Consider the following 15,560-nt stretch of genomic DNA (forward strand, 5'->3'; position numbering starts at 1 on the left):
AATCGTATGGCAGCTGTTACCCGCGTCATCACCGCCCATGTGTCCGCCGACCTGGCGGACAAGGTCGATGTCCTGGCAGAACGGATGGACCGGTCGCGTGGCTGGATCATGAAGCAGGCCCTGACCGCCTGGATCGACCAGGAAGAGGAGCGGCACCGGCTTACGCTTGAAGCGCTGCATGATGTCGATGCCGGCAATGTGATCGACCATCAGAGCATCGTCGCCTGGGCCGAGAGCCTTTCCACGAAAGATCCGCTGGCCCCGCCCTTGGCATGAAGATCCAGTGGACCAGCAAGGCCTCTTCCGACCTTGTTCGCCTTCATGAACATCTGAGGCCTGTCGCGCCCGATGCCGCGGCGCGCATTGTCCAGGAATTGGCCCGTGCGCCGGACAGGTTGCTGGATTACCCCCGGCTCGGCGAGAGGCTGGATGCCTTCGATCCTCGCGAGGTCCGCCGGATCATCGTGGGCAACTACGAAATGCGCTACGAAATTTCGCAGGCCACGATTTTCATTCTTCGACTTTGGCATTGCCGGGAAAATCGGGGCACCGGTCCGGATAACTGAGCATCATTGGCCGCGCGGCGCTCAATCGCTGCAGGAATGCGCTCCACCGCCTGAACTGTGCAGGCAACACGATGTCATGAGCATGTTCGTCAGCGTATCGAATAATTCATCCAGCATGTCGCGAAACGGCGATGTAAGCTGGATGCCGACGCGCCGCAGGTCACTTTCATCGACAGTGCGCTCCACGAAGCCCTTGTGCACCATGATGTCGATTTTGCGGTGTGCGCTGGAAATGGGAATGTTTGCCGAAACGCTGAGCTGCCAGATGTAGAGCAGTTCGCCTTCCCGGTCCGCGACATAAAGTTCGAGCAGCATGTCCCAGATCGGATTGGCGCATAGGCCGGCCCCGAGCAGCTCCTTTGCGAGCTTGCGCTGAAGGATCAGCGTTCGGCACAGGGCAAGGCGCTTGCCATCGGTGGGGGCGCTATCCATGGGATGCCTGCGAACCGGGGGCCACGGTCGCGGAAAGCGTGGATTGATCGAGATTTGCAGCGGAACCCTCAGGGGCCTCCGAACCGATCGTACCGCTTCGCCATGCCCTGATAAGTTCTTCCTGTTCGGGCAACAGCGCGTCCACTGCGCCGGGCGTATCGAGCGTGCTGTCGAGCAGGAGGGAGGGGCAGCGTCCTTCGTATGTGCCGAGATTCGGGCGATGCACGCGGTATCCGGCAAGGTGCGCAAGGCTCCGTGGAAATTGCCGGGCTACTTCTGGCGGGTAGGCGAGCCAGGGAAGCTCATAGGGTTTCAGCCACCCAAGGCAGTAGCTGATGATCACCCCGCGGCGGGGAAGGGCGGTGCGATTGGCGCCTGCCGCGTGCAGGGTCGAGCCGAGGAACACGAGTGCCGAGCCCGGTGCCATTTCGGCAATGACCGCTTCCTCGGGGGCGAGGAGCAATTCATCCTGTCGCCGGTGGCTCCCGGGCCACACCAGCGTGGCACCGTTGTCCTGCGTGAAGGCCGACAGCGGCCACATGACGTTGATCAGGAATTCCATACCGCGTTTGCGGTCAACGAAGCCGCTACAAGGCCACATGTCCTGATCGCGATGGGGCACCTGTTGGCTCGCCCCGGGAGTGAGCTCGACCGCCTGGGTCAGATTGAGCGAGAAATGATCGCACCATGGCCCCAGCATGTCGTGGGCAATCCGGAGGATCAGGTCGTGCTCTACCAGGTCCGAGACGTGTGGCGACCGCTTAAGGAGGCCGGCGAAACGCCGGGTTCCGGCGCCGGAAAAGCTGCCTTCTGAATATCCGATGGCGGCAAATTGCGCGTCGAGGTCGGTGCCGAGGGCTGCGATCAGATCGGCCGTAACCAGATCGTTGATGATGGCGTAGCCCTGTTCATGGAGATCGGCCACGCACCGGGCGTATGGAGAGGCAGTGCTCATGGTTCTCTCCATCATCACTGGCTCAGGGCAACAAGCGGCGCGAGTGTCTCCGACCATATTCCGGTCGCTTCCAGCCGCGCGGGCGTTTCGTCGTCGATGTGGATCATCAGGGCGGCGAGCATGCCGCAGGGAAGATCGTGCGGCAGACCAAGAGGCTCGCAGCGCCATCCGAATGAAAGAATCTGGTTGTACCAGGGCATGTCGGCCACACAGCAATAAGCGCGAACGCCGTTATCCCGCGCGAAGACCGTCAGGGCCGTCGCCAGTTGATTGCGAACGTACCGTCGCTCGGCCGCGCGGATGCTACGGGACAGGCACAGCCGCGAAATCTCCCAGACATCCGGTGCGCTCGGCGCCCCAAGATCGCAGAGGCCCGGGAACACATCTCCCAGAACATGGGGCTGGGTGGTGGGCAAGAGCCGCAGCGAACCCAGATGCTTGCCGTCGGTGCCCGCGATGATGAGATAGATCGTCGAGGGCGTGTCGAACTGGTCGATTTCGTAGCGTCCATCGAGCGCGGGCAAATCCCAGCGCAGCAGATCGATGAATACGCGTTTGCGTTCCTGGTACATCTGGGCAAGCAGCGCGCCTTGCGCCGCTTCCCATCCGCCTTGAATGACGTGGGCCATGTTCGCCATCTCTTGTTGTGATGGCAAAAGGATCGGGGAAACCGCCCGTCAGGAAAATTCCTCTATTTAGAGGATGTCCGGCGCAGACTGTGAAAGCAGATATGCCCATCGAACAAGGACCGGAACACCAGCGCAGCCCGCTTGAAAACACCGCATTTCCGCATGGCGGCGGTGATGTGCTGATGAACCGTCGCTTCGGAGAGGCCCAGGGCGTGGGCGATCTGAGTATCCCCCATGCCGGATGCGACCAACCCCACGCAATCGACTTCGCGCGGGCTGAATCGTGGCAGGGTCGGCACCGTCTGCTCAAGGCCAAGGCGCAAGCGCACCAGTTTGCGTGCGGTTTCGAAGCCAAATCCTGCGACTATGTGGGTGGCCCCCCGAATTTGCGGTGTCATGGAAACAGGCTGCGAGGTCGCAAAGGAGCAGGTTCCCCGGTATTCTCCCGGCGAATGCACGGGTACGGTGATGCCATCCTGGAGGCCGAAGCTGGCACCCTCCTTCAATATGGTGCGCTGGCGCTTGCTCTGGATTACTTCTGTTCCGATGGCATGCCATGCGTAAGGCGTGTTGCGGCCGATGCTGGCAGCATGCACTGGATCGTCGAGATAGTAGCGCTCCGTCAGGATTCGTTCGACCCAGCCGTCGGGGTAGTTCGATATCGCAACCGCGTCTTCGGACGCTGCCACGAGGTCGACATGGCTGACGAACGCAAATTGCTCGAAGCCCAGCCTGCGGGTCGTCTCCAGCATGAGGTCAAAGAAGTCCGCATCTGACCGCACCTGGCCGAGGCAGAGAAGGAACTCGATAAGCTCTGAACCGATAAACATCCGACACTTCCCCTGTTGAAGCGCAGGCATTCGGCTTGGCTGGTCAGCAATCCTCCATCGCAATATCGCGGTGCCCCCGCTCAGCCAGGCCATTCGCCTGCAGTCAGCACACGCGGCAGGGCGTGAATTTGGTATCGACGTTCCATCGGAGACGTAGTTTGCATCCGATTTCGCGCCGGGGCTGGATCACGCCAAGCCGCAGTTGGAGAATGACATTTATGTGACGCTGCGATGGGTTACATTTTGGAAATGCCGTCTGCGTTTTGCTCCAGACGTCCGGATTATTTCGCATGGTAGTCCTTGGGCGACTCCATCCATTCCAGCACCGACGACAACCGCCAACCCACTGCTCTTGCGCCTATGGGGATTTGAGGGGGGAAGGTGCCTTCGGCAATCATTCGGTAGATTGCCGCGCGGGAGCGTCCGGTTTTCCTGGTGACGTCCCCCATTCGGAGGAATCTGTCTTCGTGTTCGTTCATGCAAACCGATCCTTCATCGGTCTGCCCGCTGTTCCAAATCTGCTGGAAAGGCCGCTCGAAGGCAAGGCTTTATGAAGAGCGGGAAGGCTGGAAAGGGGAGGAATGCTGTTTCAGCTGCTCCCGTTGGCGGCATAAGCGCCAGGCCCGGTGGTGGGAGCGTCATCGGCTGGTTGGTCTGTGACGTCTGGTATACCTTCCTGCCCAGCCTGCGCTCTAATCTTGGTTGCCCGGTCTTCGATCTCCACTGCTCGTCGCGACCAGCCGTTCGTCGTAATGGATCGGGATATCCATGTTTAGGCCTGGGAACTGCCGGTAGCGGCCAGTCGCAGTCTGACGGAATGGGCTGCGGCAAGAGCTTTGCCTAGTTGTGCAGTAAGCTTGCCGGCTTCGAGATCGACGATAAACCTTTCCCCGCTGTTGATGGCAAGTGCCAGATCCCGCTGGGTAAGGCGAAGGGCCTTGCGGGAAGCGGCGACAACGGCGCCGAATTGGGGGTCATCTTCGATGGCCATTTTCTTACCGATCGGGAAGAATGCCCGTCGGCAGGAGGCAATCGGTCATATTTCTTCCCGATCGGTAAGATGTGCGGATGTGCGTTGTCAGGAATTCACATGTGGCAGGTCGTTGATGTTTGCCTTCTCTCGTTCGTCTGAGAGCGAATTAGGAAGGAGGGACGCGGGGCAATCGGTTTGACGTTTGAGGTAAATTGCAGGTAGGAAAGACCCCGCAATTACAACCGATAAGCGGCTGTTTTGCTGACCCAAAATGGAAAGAGGGTCCCAAAGAGGACCCCTGATCGACATCAACGAGGAAAATGCCCATGATTCAGCACATTATGGGCGTGGTTTGGCGGACTCCCGCTCCGCCACTTTCTAATCTCTTCCGATCTCATGGCGTCCCGAGGGGCGCATAAATGCGTTATTTCTTGCGCATTTACAGTCTCCGTGTATTTCATATGTTCTCATGCAAGCGCAGGTGGCTTGGGGGCATTATGGGGGCATCAATTTTCGGGATTGGGGGCACTGGGTGCTGACCGATCTGCAGTGCAGAAAGGCGAAGGCGGGCGAGAAGGATTACAAGCTTTCCGATGCGCATGGCCTCTATCTCTTCGTAACGAAGACCGGATTTCGTTCCTGGCGCTGGAAATACCGCTTTGCCGGCAAGGAAAAGCGCCTCGTGCTCGGCAGTTATCCGGAGATGAATCTCGGCTCCGCCCGCGAAGCCCGCGAGAATGCGGCGCGCCTGCTCAGGAGCGGCGTGGATCCTTCGCTGCAGGCGAAGCAGCTTGCTGCCGTTCGCCTCGACGAAACCGCTGCGACCTTCGAGACCGTGGCGCGCGAATGGCATGGCCAGCAGATGAGCGGCTGGGTGCCGCGCCATGCCGCCGATGTGCTCAAGAGCCTCGAACAGGATGTGTTTCCGAAGATCGGCGGCTTGCCGATCAAGGGAATCACTTCGCCCATGGTGCTGGAAGTGGTGCGTGCGATCGAGGATCGTCCCTCGATCGAAACGGCGCGGCGTGTGCGACAGCGAATCTCGGCGGTGTATTCCTACGCCATCGCCTCAGGCCTTGCCGAGGCCGATCCGGCAGCACCGATACGCGCTGCGCTCAAGCCCCTCATCAAGGGACGCCAGCCAGCGCTGGCGACGCTGGAGGAAGCGCGTGCGCTGCTGCGCACGGTAGAAGAGGCCCCAGCCCATCCGATGACCAAGCTGGCCTCGCGCCTGCTGGCGCTTACCGCCCTGCGGCAGGGCGTGCTGCGAACGACAATGTGGTCGGAACTGGAGGGGTTGGACCGGGAAGAGCCGGTCTGGCGGATCCCTGCCGCACGCATGAAGCTCAAGCTCGAGCGCAAGATCGACGCGCGCTTCGACTTCATGCTGCCGCTCTCGAGGCAGGCTGTGGAAGTGCTGGATGCCGCGCGGGCCTTTGCTCCTTACAGCCGATTGGTTTTCCCCAGCCAGCGCCACGCCCACAAGCCGATCAGCGAGAATGCGGTCGGCTATCTCTACAATCGCCTTGTCGCACATGGGCGGCATGTGCCGCATGGCTGGCGCTCGACCTTCTCGACAATCATGAACGAACGGGCGCAGGCCCAAGGCTTGGCCGGGGACCGGGCGATCATCGATCTGATGCTGGCGCACATTCCGGAAGGTGTGGAGGCAAGCTACAACCGGGCCGCCTACATGCCGCGTCGGCGCGAGATAGCACAGGAATGGGCAGACCTGCTTCTCAAGGACATGCCGCCGGCGATGACGCTGCTCGAGGGACCGCGCCGCTAGCGGTTCACGCGATGGGAGGCCGGCCATGAACGGCCGGCGTAGTCCCGACGCCGCCTGGCGGCGCAGCTATGACATCGACGATCCGCGCGCACAGGTTTCGACGATCTACTGGCAGGCGAGCGAGCGGAACGAGAACGCGTTCAAGTTCTTCGATGTCATCCGCAAGGCGATCTGGCAGTATGCGGATCACATCAGGAAGCCGGGCAAGCCCTTGCCAATCTGCGCCAATGCCATGCGGGTCTTCGAGGCGTTGGTCAGCCACATGGACTTCAGGACCGGCCGCTGCGATCCCTCGCTCGACACGATCACTGCAACCTGCAAGCTGTCGCGCCGCACCGTCGTGCGCCAGCTGGATGTCTTGCGGCGGGAGCGGCTGATCGACTGGACGCGCCGAACGGTGAAGACAGGCCATGCGCCCGGCGAAGGCCCCCAGCGCAAGCAGACCAGCAATGCCTACTTCATCGATCTGGCCCGGCTTCCGGTCGAGATCGTGCGCACGCTGCGTCAGAAGCTGGGCGACAAGCTGCGCGAGGCCAAGAGGAAGCTGGAAGGTTCCGGCCCGGTGCCCACGCGTTTGGGCGGCAAGGCGGCCAAGCTGGTGGCGAGCCTTACCGGCGCGCTGGGGACCGCCCTGGGGCGTGACGCGGCAGAGCGCAGAGCCCTTGCCGGTGCCTCATCGCAAGATCGGCTCGCGCACATGTATCACGGCGATCCGGAAGGCCTGCGCCTGCATCTCGAAATGCTTGGTCACGCCTCCTATCCGAGTGCGAGTGCCACATTGGCATTGTACCCCTCCATAAGAACAAAAGGATAAGAGGACTGAGGCCGCTGGCGCGCCCTCAGGCGTCAATTTGTTCTGATCATTATGTCCCAATGCCCCTTCTCGCCGCTGGCGGCGCGCCGGACGCACCGGCGTGAGGGGCGGCTTGCGCCGCCTGGGGCTTGGCAGGGGCGCCAAGCGCAAGGGCCGTGCCAGGCGCGGCCGCCGCGTGTGCGGAAAGCACGTGCCTCGACGGCGGGGGCGGGAACCATGCTGGGGTCTCTGTCCGGCACGCCCACAGCTGCATCAAAACGCATCAATGCAAAAGGTATGCGATCATGCAGCCAGCCTAGAACCTGCGCTGGTTTGCGCGAACTTCACCACTGCATCAAAACCCACACGAAAAGTGCGCGGGCGAGGCGGGGGGAAAAGCGTGTTTTGCAGGGGTGCAAGGGATGACCGGGGTTGCGGACAGTCCGGAACGGCTCCTTTCAGAAGCGCTCACTGGAAGACGGACGTTCCAGACCGTGAACCGGCGTGTCAGCTTTGCGCCCCAATTACCGTCATAGAGATCACGCTCCGAGATTCCTGAATCCTGCCTTCGTCGATCCGCGACAATTCAGCCCGTAGGTCGTGAAACTGAGGAGCGCAGCCGGTCCGGCCTAGCCCAGAGGCCGGCAGCCAGAACTTCATTCAGTCACCAAGCGTCGAGTGCTCCTTTTCCAATTCGCCTCGACTGGAGAAGCTGCGGAACGATTGCGGGCATCAAAGCGCGCATCGGGCATTCGTTTTTGGGCATCCAGATCGAAGGTTGGGAAATTGTAACCCCTGCGCGACCCTCGCCCAATCTATGAAGGGCTATCCCGGTACCCGTGCAATGATCGCACGATACAGGAGAATGCTCGTGAACAAGTGGATGAAAATCCTTCCCGTCGCGGCCGCGATTGCGGCGGTGCCGCTTGCGGGCCAGGCGCAGCAGGCGGCGCGGATCACCAAGGAACAGGCGCAGGCCATCGCGCTGAAGGCCGCACCGGGCGAGATCGTCGAGTCCGACTATGAAGAGGAAGATGGCGGCTGGCGCTATTCCTTCGACATCCGCCAGGGCCAGCGCATCCATGAAATCGGTGTCGATGCTGTCTCCGGCAAGATCGTCGAGGACAGCTATGAAGCGCCGGGCGACGCGGACTGATCGCCGGCATGCGCATCCTGATTGCAGAGGATGACGGCGAAACCGCCGGGTTCGTCGAGCGAGGGCTCGGCGAACTCGGCCATAATGTCGTGGTCGCGGGCAATGGCGAGGATGCGCTCCACCTAGGTCTGACCGAGGATTTCGACTTGCTGATCCTCGACCGGATGATGCCGGGTCTCGACGGGCTCTCGGTGCTCAAGCGCCTCCGCGCCGCCGACATCGCCGTGCCCGCGCTGATGCTCACCGCGCTGGGGCGGATCGAGGATCGCGTCGCCGGGCTCGATACCGGCGCCGACGATTATCTGGTCAAGCCGTTCGCATTCAGCGAGCTGGCCGCGCGCGTCCATGCGCTCGGCCGCCGTCGCGCGCCGCAGGTTGCCGAAACCCGGCTGCGGGCGGGAACGGTCGAAATGGACCTGCTGGCGCGCGAAGTGCGACGCGACGGAGAACTCGTCACGCTCCAGCCCAAGGAATTTCGCCTGCTCGAGGAACTGATGCGCCACGCCGGCGAATATGTGACGCGCACCATGCTGCTCGAACGCGTGTGGGACTTTCATTGCGACCCGCAGACCAAGATCGTCGAAACGCACATCAGCCGATTGCGCTCGAAGCTCAACGAAGGCGGCCGTGCCGACGTGATCGAAACCGAACGCGGCGTGGGCTATCGGATACGCGCGGGATGAGGACGCTCTTCAACAGCGCGGCCTATCGCATCGCCTTCGCCTCGTCGCTTGCTTTCGCGCTGGCGACGGCATTGATCGGGATCGCCGTCTTCTATGCCGCCCATGCGGCATTCGTGCGTCAGATGGAATCGAGCGTCGATCAGGCGAGCATCGGCATCATTGCGGAATTGCGCGACGAAGGTGTGCGCGGCGTGCTCGAGGCAGTGCATAATCGCGAGGCGGGCGGGCCGGACGCGCTCGGCTATGCCGTGTTCGCACCATCGGGCACGCGCGTGGAAGGATCGCTCGACACGCCCATGCCCGAAACGGGATGGCGCGACATCGTCTTCCTCGATCCGCACGAAGGCCCCGATCCCGCGCGTGCCAAGACGACGATGCTCCCCGGCGGCTATCGCCTGACCGTCGCCGCCGACAAGGAACCGCTTGAGCAGATCGACGCGACGATCCTGACGATCTTCGGCATTGCCTTCGCCTGCCTGCTCGCGATCGGGCTGGCGGGCGCGCTGATCCTCGGCGCCTATCTGCGGCGGCGGCTGACCCGGATCGAGGCGACCGCGGGCGCGATTGCCGGCGGCGATCTCAGCCGGCGCATGGCGGTGGGGCCGCGCGACGACGAGTTCGACCGGGTGGCTGCCTCGCTCAACGCCATGCTCGATCGGATCGCGGGTCTGATCGCCAATCTGCGGCAGGTGACGAGCGATCTCGCGCATGATCTGCGCACGCCGTTGATGCGGCTGCGCAACCAGCTCGATGCGCTGCACGAACCCGGCGAAAACGATATGCGCAGCGCCCGTATCGACGACGCCGTGGAACGTGCCGACGAGGTGTTGAGGCTGTTCGAAGCGATCCTGCGCATCTCCGAGCTGGAAGAAGGCAGCCTGCACCGCAATTTCTCGTCCGTCGATCTCGGCGCGCTGGTCCGCGACCTCGGCGAGGCGCATGAACCGCTTGCCGAGGACGCGGGCAAGACGCTGCTGGTTCGCGTCGCAGGCGATGCCCGTGTCACCGGCGATCGTGAATTGCTGGCGCAGGCGCTGATCAATCTCATCGAGAATGCGCTTCGCCACACGCCTCCGGGCAGCGCGATCGAGATCGGTGTGCGAATCGAGGCGGGCCGCCCGGTCGCCTATGTCGCCGACAACGGCCCCGGCATTCCCGCCGATCAGCGCGCGCATGTGCTGGAACGCTTCGTGCGGCTGGAAGCGTCGCGCTCGACCCCCGGCAACGGGTTGGGGCTCAGCCTCGCCGCCGCAGTCGCCGCCGCGCACCGCGCCGAACTTCGCCTCGCCGACAACGCGCCGGGGCTCGAAGTCGCAATCGTCTTTCCCAAGGAGCCGAGATGAACCTGCGCAAGGGCATCCTCCCGCTGGCGCTGCTGCTGTCGGGCTGTGCGGTCTATACGCCGCATCCGCTCGACGACACTTCCGCCTCCGTGCTGGCGCCGCCGGTGGCAAGCGTGCTCGAGGCACGGGCGAACGCCATCGCGCGGCCATGGCTGGCACCGGTGACGCTCGACCTGTCGAAGCCGCTCACGCCCGACGCGATCGCGACGGTCGCGGTGGTCAACAATCCCGACCTGAAGGCACAGCGCGTGCGCGCCGGCGTATCCGATGCGCAGGTCTTCGCCGCTGGCCTGCTTCCCGATCCCGGCCTCAGCCTCGGCGCGAGCCAGGTGATCAGCGGCCCCGATCCGTTGCTCGATCTCACCAGCGCGCTCGGCGTCGACATCAACGCGCTCCGCACGCGCGGCGCCACGCGCGCCAGGGCTGAGGCGGAGGCCCGGCAGGTCCGGCTCGATCTCGCCTGGGCCGAGTGGCAGACCGCAGGACAGGCGCGGATACAGGCGGCGAGGATCCAGGGGCTGGAGCGCGTCGTGGCGCTGGCGGTGCAGTCGCGCGATGTCGCGCAGTCGCTGCTGACGCGTATCCAGCGTGCGGCGGGACGCGGAGATGTTGCCGGTGATCGGCTGCAGGCGGCCCGCGTCGCCCTCGTCAGTGCCGCCGATACGCTGCGCACGGCCCAAAGCAATCTTGCCGACGCCCGCGAACAGCTCGCCAGGCTGCTCGGCTTTCCGCCCGGCACGGTGTTCGACCTCGCGCCGATCGCGCTGCCGTCAGCGCCGCCGCCGGTCGAGGCGCTGTTCGCGATCGCCGAGGCGAGCCGGACTGACCTGACGGCGCTTCGCGCCGGATATGAATCGCAGGAAGCGGCGGTGCACAAGGCAGTGCTCGACCAGTTTCCTTCGCTCAACCTGACGATCAACACCAATCGGGATTCGGCGGGCAATCTGCTGGTCGGCCCCGCGGTCGACTTCACGCTGCCGCTCTGGAACCGCAATCGCGGCGGCATCGCCGTCGAGCGGGCTACGCGTGCTGCGCTGAAGGCCGAATATGACGCGCGCCTATTCCAGACCCGCGCTGATATCGGCGCGGCGGTCGCCGGCATAAGCGTGGCGATGGAACAGCGCGCCGATGCGCTCAAGGGGCTGCCGGAACTACGCCGCTACGCCGAAGCGTCGCGCCGCGCCGCCGATCGTGGCGATCTGTCGCTCGAGACCGCGCAGAACGCCGACCAGGCGCTTCGCGACCGGCGCATCCTGATCGCGCAAAGCGAAAACGCCATCGTGCAACAGTCGATCGCGCTCGAACTGCTGACGGGAGCGCCAAGGGAGGCATGGCCCCAATGAAACAACCGCTCATCCTCGTGGCTTTCGCGACCCTCGCAGCCTGTTCGGGCGGTGGCGGCGGTCAGGGCAATTCCACTGCTCCGGTCGCGCTGGTGTCGCTGGGTACCGCGACGCGCGAAAGCGTTGCCGAACGCAGGACGCTGTACGGCGCCGTCGAAAAGGGCGCGGAGGCGCAATATACGCTTTCCGCCCCTGCCGAATCGGTCGTCGGCGGCGTGCCCGCTCCCGTCGGCACGCCGGTCAAACGCGGCCAGCTCGTCGTCCGGCTGCGCCCGAGCCCCGGCACCAATGCCCAGCTTTTACAGGCGCGCAGCGAGTATCAGGCCGCCAGCCAGGCGCTCGCCCGCGCGGAGCGGCTGCGCGGCGACGGGTTGGCGAGCGACGCCGATGTCGAAAGCGCCCGAAAAACGGCGCAGGGCGCCCAGGCCATGCTGCGCAGCCTGACCAGCCAGACCAACGGACTGGCACTGCGCGCGCCGGGCGCGGGTTATGTCCAGTCGGTCGCTGTCAATCCCGGCGACCTTGTTTCGCAGGGCATGACGATCGCCACGATATCGCGCGTCGGAACGCTTCGCGCGCGCTTCGGCATCTCCCCGGCCGTCGCCGGCAAGCTTTCCAGCGGAACGGCGCTCATGATCCGGCCGAGCGACGGCGGCCCGTCGTTCAGCGCGCCGATCCTCTCGGTCGATCAGACGGTCGATCCACAGACCCGGCTCGCATCGGTGTACGTCCGCGTCCCGCCCGAACAGGGACTCGGCCCGGGGCAATCACTGACCGCGACGGTGCCGGTCACTACCGCCAGCGGCGCTGTCACCGTGCCCTATGACGCGCTGCTCAGCGATGGTGGGCAACCCTATGTCTATGTCGTCAAAGGCGAGGTCGCGCACCGCCACGACGTCACGACCGGACCTGCCGGCGGCAATCGGGTCGCCATCACCCAGGGCGTCTCGGCGGACGACAAGGTGGTGACCGCGGGCGGCACCGGTGTCGAGGACGGGATGAAGGTCCGCACCAAGTGAAGTCCGGCCTCTCCCCTCACGACCGCGCGCTCTGGCTCGCGATGATCCTGCTCACGCTCGGCGGCATCTTCGGCGCACTCAAGCTGCCGGTCAGCCTGTTCCCGCATATCGCCTATCCGCGCGTCGTCGTTTCGATCGATGCCGGTGAGCGCGATGCGGCGCAGATGGAGGCCTCGATAACCCGGCCGATGGAAATCGCACTGCGATCGGTACGCGGCGTCACACGCATCCGCGCGACGACGAGCCGGGGCTCGGCCGAGATCCAGTTGAACTTCAATTGGGGCCACAACATGCCCGAGGCGCTGCTCGCGGTACAGGGCGCGATTTCGGAGATTCGCCCTGACCTGCCCGCAGGCATCAGCTACAATGCCTGGCGCGCGGACCCGACGATCTTCCCGGTCTATGGCATCGCGCTCACCTCGCCGACGCTTGATCAGGAGGCGCTTCGCCAGATCGCGATGCTGAAGGTGCGGCCCGCGCTGACCGGCATCGCCGGTGTCGCCGCGGTTGACGTGCTGGGCGGTTCGCAGCGGACGTTCGAAGTCGATATCGATCCGGGCAAGCTGAGCGCGCTCGGTCTCGGCCCCGATGACGTCAGCGCCGCGCTGGGCAAGGCGAATGTCGTGCGCGGCGCGGGACGGCTTCAGGACCGCCATCGCCTTTACCTGCTGCTGGTCCAGAACCGGCTGACCGACCAGAAGGACATCGCCGCGACGACGATCCGGGCGGGAACGACGCAGGGTGGTGGCCTCGTCACGGTAGGCGACGTCGCGACGGTGCGCTCCGCCACTGTGCCCAACTACACGCTTGTTACGTCGAACGGGCAGAATGCGGTGCTCGTCAACGTCCGCCAGACCTTTACCGGCGATACGGTGCAGGTCGCCAATTCGGTCGCCGCGAAGATGAAGACGATCGGCCTGCCGCCCAGCGTGACGGTCACGCCCTTCTACGATCAGTCACAACTCGTCACCGGCGCGGCGAACGCGGTGCGCGACGCGATCCTGCTCGGCGCGGTGCTGGCCGGGATCGTGCTGTTCGTCTTCCTGCGTTCGTTCAGGCTGATGGCGATCACCGCCATGGTGCTGCCTGCCGTGCTCGCGGGTACCTGCGTCATCCTGTTCGCGCTCGGCATGCATTTCGACATGATGACCCTGGGCGGCATGGCGGCGGCGGTCGGCCTCATCATCGACGATACCGTGGTGATGCTCGAACATATGATGCGCCGCATGCAGGAGGGCGAGGCGACCGATCCGCCCGGCCTGCTCGCGGCGGCGGCCGAAATGGGCAAGCCGCTGTTCGGCTCGACCGGCGCGACCATCGTCGTGTTCCTGCCGCTCGCGTTCATCTCCGGCGTCACCGGCGGCTTCTTCAAGGCGCTGGCGGTGACCATGGTCGCCGCGCTCGCCATCTCGCTCATCTATGCCCGCTTCGTGATTCCGCTGGCTTCGGCGCACTGGTTGAAGCCGAAAGACGCCGAAGCGGCCGAAAATGCCGGCGGCTTCATGGGCCGGCTCAACACCCGGTACGAACGGGCCTTCGACAAGACTTTTGTGCGCCCCGCGCTGGTCGTCGCGGTCATCGGCATCGCGCTCGCGGGGGCAGGCTATTATTCCTACAAGCACGTGCCCTCGGGCTTCATGCCCAAGATGGACGAGGGCGGATTCATCCTCGACTACAAGGCGCAACCCGGCGCGGCGCTGAGCGACACCGATCGCCTGCTCCGGCAGGTGGAGCAGATCATCCAGGCGAATCCCGCAGTCGAGAGCTATTCGCGGCGCACCGGCGTGCAGCTGGGCGGCGGCCTGACCGAGGCGGACGAGGGCGATTATTTCATCCGCCTCAAGAGCGGTTCGCGCCAGCCGATCTGGCAGGTGATGGGCGATATCCGGGATGAGATCGACGCCAAGGTGCCGGGCCTCGAGATCGAGACCGCGCAGTTGATGGAGGATTTGATCGGCGACCTGACGGCAGTGCCGCAGCCGATCGAAATCAAGCTGTTCGGGGACAATCCGCAGGAACTCGCCGGCGCCGCGAAAAAGGTCGGCAAGGCGATCGGCGAGATCAACGGCGTCGGCGAAGTCGTCGACGGCCTGCGCGTCGCCGGCGATGCGATCGGCGTGACGGTCGATCCCGGCGCGGCGCTGCAGCAGGGCCTCGATCCCGACACGGTCGCCAGCCAGCTTGAAGCGCTGGTCGGCGGCGCGCAAGCGACTCAGGTGCGCGTCGGCGAGCAGATGATCGACGTTCGCGTGCGCGGCCCCGACGACATACGCCAGCGCGCCAGCCAGATCTCCGAGTTGCCGATTACTGCGCCGGACGGCCATGTCGTGCGGGTCAGCCAGGTCGCCAAGGTCTCCATCATTGCCGGCCAGAAACAGCGCACGCGCGAGGACCTGGCCCCGTTCATCGACGTTACCGCGCGCCTCGAAGGGCGCGATCTGGGCTCGGGCATGAAGGACGTTCGCAAGACCGTCGCGGGCCTCAATCTTCCGCGATCGATCCGCGTCGAATATGGCGGCATGTACGCCCAGCAGCAAAAAAGCTTCACCGACCTTGCCATCGTCTTCACTGCGGCGCTGCTGCTGTCAGCCTTGCTGCTGACGCTGCTTTACGAACGCATCGCATGGACGCTGGCGGCGCTGGTGACGGTGCTGCTCGCCGCGGCGACGGTGTTGTGCGGTCTGTGGATCACCGGCATCGAACTCGACATCTCGGCGCTGATGGGCCTCACCATGGTCGTCGGCATGGTGACCGAGCTGATCGTCTTCTTCTTCGCGGAAATGGACGACGGCCGCCCCATCGATGTCGCGACGCTGAAGGAGGCGGGCGCCAAGCGGCTGCGGCCGATCCTCATGTCGGCACTGATCGCCATCCTCACGCTCAGCCCGCTCGCGCTGGGCATGAGCCGCGGCGCGGGGCTTCAACGGCCGCTGGCGACCGCGATCATCTTCGGCCTTACCGCCGCGGTGCCGCTCGTCCTCCTGTTCCTTCCCGCGCTGGTATCGGTGCTGCCCGGCGGCAAGACCGGGAAGCAAGCGAAAGCCTGAGC

The 15,560-nt window shown here is 64.5% G+C and carries 16 protein-coding genes; 11 read left to right on the forward strand and 5 right to left on the reverse strand.

Features of this window, described 5'->3' with window-relative positions:
* Nucleotides 1-6: 6 nt before the first annotated feature.
* Nucleotides 7-276, forward strand: a complete 270-nt coding sequence (locus tag PP1Y_RS14285) for a CopG family ribbon-helix-helix protein (protein ID WP_013832884.1) — start codon at nucleotides 7-9, stop codon at nucleotides 274-276.
* Nucleotides 273-566, forward strand: a complete 294-nt coding sequence (locus PP1Y_RS14290) for a type II toxin-antitoxin system RelE/ParE family toxin (protein ID WP_013832885.1) — start codon at nucleotides 273-275, stop codon at nucleotides 564-566. Before PP1Y_RS14285 ends, PP1Y_RS14290 begins: the two co-directional genes overlap by 4 nt.
* A 21-nt stretch (nucleotides 567-587) precedes the next feature.
* On the opposite strand, the gene PP1Y_RS14295 is transcribed toward PP1Y_RS14290, so the two are convergent.
* The 5 genes from PP1Y_RS14295 to PP1Y_RS14315 all read right to left on the reverse strand — a co-directional run bounded on the left by PP1Y_RS14295 (nucleotide 588) and on the right by PP1Y_RS14315 (nucleotide 3,891).
* Entirely contained in the window at nucleotides 588-998 is a 411-nt protein-coding gene (locus PP1Y_RS14295; protein WP_013832886.1) for a MarR family transcriptional regulator, read from the reverse strand.
* The gene (locus tag PP1Y_RS14300) at nucleotides 991-1,953 is read right to left on the reverse strand and encodes a phytanoyl-CoA dioxygenase family protein (RefSeq protein ID WP_148274977.1); all 963 of its coding nucleotides are present in this window, start codon (nucleotides 1,951-1,953) and stop codon (nucleotides 991-993) included. The genes PP1Y_RS14295 and PP1Y_RS14300 overlap by 8 nt, the downstream gene beginning before the upstream one ends.
* Nucleotides 1,954-1,967: 14 nt before the next feature.
* On the reverse strand, nucleotides 1,968-2,582 hold the full coding sequence (locus tag PP1Y_RS14305; protein ID WP_013832888.1) for an acyl-homoserine-lactone synthase: 615 nt from the start codon (nucleotides 2,580-2,582) through the stop codon (nucleotides 1,968-1,970).
* A 62-nt stretch (nucleotides 2,583-2,644) separates the two neighbouring features.
* On the reverse strand, nucleotides 2,645-3,412 hold the full coding sequence (locus PP1Y_RS14310) for a LuxR family transcriptional regulator (RefSeq protein WP_013832889.1): 768 nt from the start codon (nucleotides 3,410-3,412) through the stop codon (nucleotides 2,645-2,647).
* A 281-nt stretch (nucleotides 3,413-3,693) separates the two neighbouring features.
* Nucleotides 3,694-3,891, reverse strand: a complete 198-nt coding sequence (locus tag PP1Y_RS14315) for an AlpA family transcriptional regulator (protein WP_013832890.1) — start codon at nucleotides 3,889-3,891, stop codon at nucleotides 3,694-3,696.
* Nucleotides 3,892-4,256: 365 nt separating this feature from the next.
* Between PP1Y_RS14315 and PP1Y_RS26030 the strand changes: the two genes are divergently transcribed.
* The 9 genes from PP1Y_RS26030 to PP1Y_RS14360 all read left to right on the forward strand — a co-directional run bounded on the left by PP1Y_RS26030 (nucleotide 4,257) and on the right by PP1Y_RS14360 (nucleotide 15,558).
* The gene (locus PP1Y_RS26030) at nucleotides 4,257-4,544 is read left to right on the forward strand and encodes a hypothetical protein (protein WP_158511857.1); all 288 of its coding nucleotides are present in this window, start codon (nucleotides 4,257-4,259) and stop codon (nucleotides 4,542-4,544) included.
* 373 nt (nucleotides 4,545-4,917) lie between these two features.
* Complete coding sequence (locus PP1Y_RS14325; protein ID WP_041559332.1) at nucleotides 4,918-6,174, forward strand: integrase arm-type DNA-binding domain-containing protein; 1,257 nt, start codon at nucleotides 4,918-4,920, stop codon at nucleotides 6,172-6,174.
* A 25-nt stretch (nucleotides 6,175-6,199) separates the two neighbouring features.
* Entirely contained in the window at nucleotides 6,200-6,988 is a 789-nt protein-coding gene (locus PP1Y_RS14330) for a helix-turn-helix domain-containing protein (protein ID WP_013832893.1), read from the forward strand.
* An 850-nt stretch (nucleotides 6,989-7,838) separates the two neighbouring features.
* Nucleotides 7,839-8,123 carry a PepSY domain-containing protein gene (locus PP1Y_RS14335; protein ID WP_232512688.1) on the forward strand — a complete coding sequence of 95 codons (285 nt, stop codon included), beginning with the start codon at nucleotides 7,839-7,841 and terminating at the stop codon, nucleotides 8,121-8,123.
* Between the two features lie 8 nt (nucleotides 8,124-8,131).
* Nucleotides 8,132-8,806, forward strand: a complete 675-nt coding sequence (locus PP1Y_RS14340) for a response regulator transcription factor (protein ID WP_013832895.1) — start codon at nucleotides 8,132-8,134, stop codon at nucleotides 8,804-8,806.
* Nucleotides 8,803-10,149 (forward strand): HAMP domain-containing sensor histidine kinase, encoded by a 1,347-nt coding sequence (locus PP1Y_RS14345; protein ID WP_013832896.1) that lies wholly within the window; start codon nucleotides 8,803-8,805, stop codon nucleotides 10,147-10,149. Before PP1Y_RS14340 ends, PP1Y_RS14345 begins: the two co-directional genes overlap by 4 nt.
* Nucleotides 10,146-11,492, forward strand: coding sequence for a TolC family protein (locus PP1Y_RS14350; RefSeq protein WP_013832897.1), 1,347 nt, complete (start codon nucleotides 10,146-10,148; stop codon nucleotides 11,490-11,492). Before PP1Y_RS14345 ends, PP1Y_RS14350 begins: the two co-directional genes overlap by 4 nt.
* Complete coding sequence (locus PP1Y_RS14355; RefSeq protein ID WP_013832898.1) at nucleotides 11,489-12,511, forward strand: efflux RND transporter periplasmic adaptor subunit; 1,023 nt, start codon at nucleotides 11,489-11,491, stop codon at nucleotides 12,509-12,511. Before PP1Y_RS14350 ends, PP1Y_RS14355 begins: the two co-directional genes overlap by 4 nt.
* Complete coding sequence (locus PP1Y_RS14360; RefSeq protein ID WP_041558870.1) at nucleotides 12,508-15,558, forward strand: efflux RND transporter permease subunit; 3,051 nt, start codon at nucleotides 12,508-12,510, stop codon at nucleotides 15,556-15,558. The genes PP1Y_RS14355 and PP1Y_RS14360 overlap by 4 nt, the downstream gene beginning before the upstream one ends.
* Nucleotides 15,559-15,560: the final 2 nt, after the last annotated feature.

The sequence above is a fragment of the Novosphingobium sp. PP1Y genome, from assembly GCF_000253255.1.
Lineage (GTDB): Bacteria > Pseudomonadota > Alphaproteobacteria > Sphingomonadales > Sphingomonadaceae > Novosphingobium.

Excerpts from the sequence above, each read along its gene's own strand:
- PP1Y_RS14310 (WP_013832889.1), bottom strand. The coding sequence starts at position 3,412 with ATGTTTATCGGTTCAGAGCTTATCGAGTTCCTTCTCTGCCTCGGCCAG.
- PP1Y_RS14340 (WP_013832895.1), top strand. The coding sequence starts at position 8,132 with ATGCGCATCCTGATTGCAGAGGATGACGGCGAAACCGCCGGGTTCGTC.
- PP1Y_RS14350 (WP_013832897.1), top strand. The coding sequence starts at position 10,146 with ATGAACCTGCGCAAGGGCATCCTCCCGCTGGCGCTGCTGCTGTCGGGC.
- PP1Y_RS14295 (WP_013832886.1), bottom strand. The coding sequence starts at position 998 with ATGGATAGCGCCCCCACCGATGGCAAGCGCCTTGCCCTGTGCCGAACG.
- PP1Y_RS14285 (WP_013832884.1), top strand. The coding sequence starts at position 7 with ATGGCAGCTGTTACCCGCGTCATCACCGCCCATGTGTCCGCCGACCTG.
- PP1Y_RS14305 (WP_013832888.1), bottom strand. The coding sequence starts at position 2,582 with ATGGCCCACGTCATTCAAGGCGGATGGGAAGCGGCGCAAGGCGCGCTG.
- PP1Y_RS14345 (WP_013832896.1), top strand. The coding sequence starts at position 8,803 with ATGAGGACGCTCTTCAACAGCGCGGCCTATCGCATCGCCTTCGCCTCG.
- PP1Y_RS14290 (WP_013832885.1), top strand. The coding sequence starts at position 273 with ATGAAGATCCAGTGGACCAGCAAGGCCTCTTCCGACCTTGTTCGCCTT.
- PP1Y_RS14300 (WP_148274977.1), bottom strand. The coding sequence starts at position 1,953 with ATGAGCACTGCCTCTCCATACGCCCGGTGCGTGGCCGATCTCCATGAA.
- PP1Y_RS14315 (WP_013832890.1), bottom strand. The coding sequence starts at position 3,891 with ATGAACGAACACGAAGACAGATTCCTCCGAATGGGGGACGTCACCAGG.
- PP1Y_RS14330 (WP_013832893.1), top strand. The coding sequence starts at position 6,200 with ATGAACGGCCGGCGTAGTCCCGACGCCGCCTGGCGGCGCAGCTATGAC.
- PP1Y_RS14355 (WP_013832898.1), top strand. The coding sequence starts at position 11,489 with ATGAAACAACCGCTCATCCTCGTGGCTTTCGCGACCCTCGCAGCCTGT.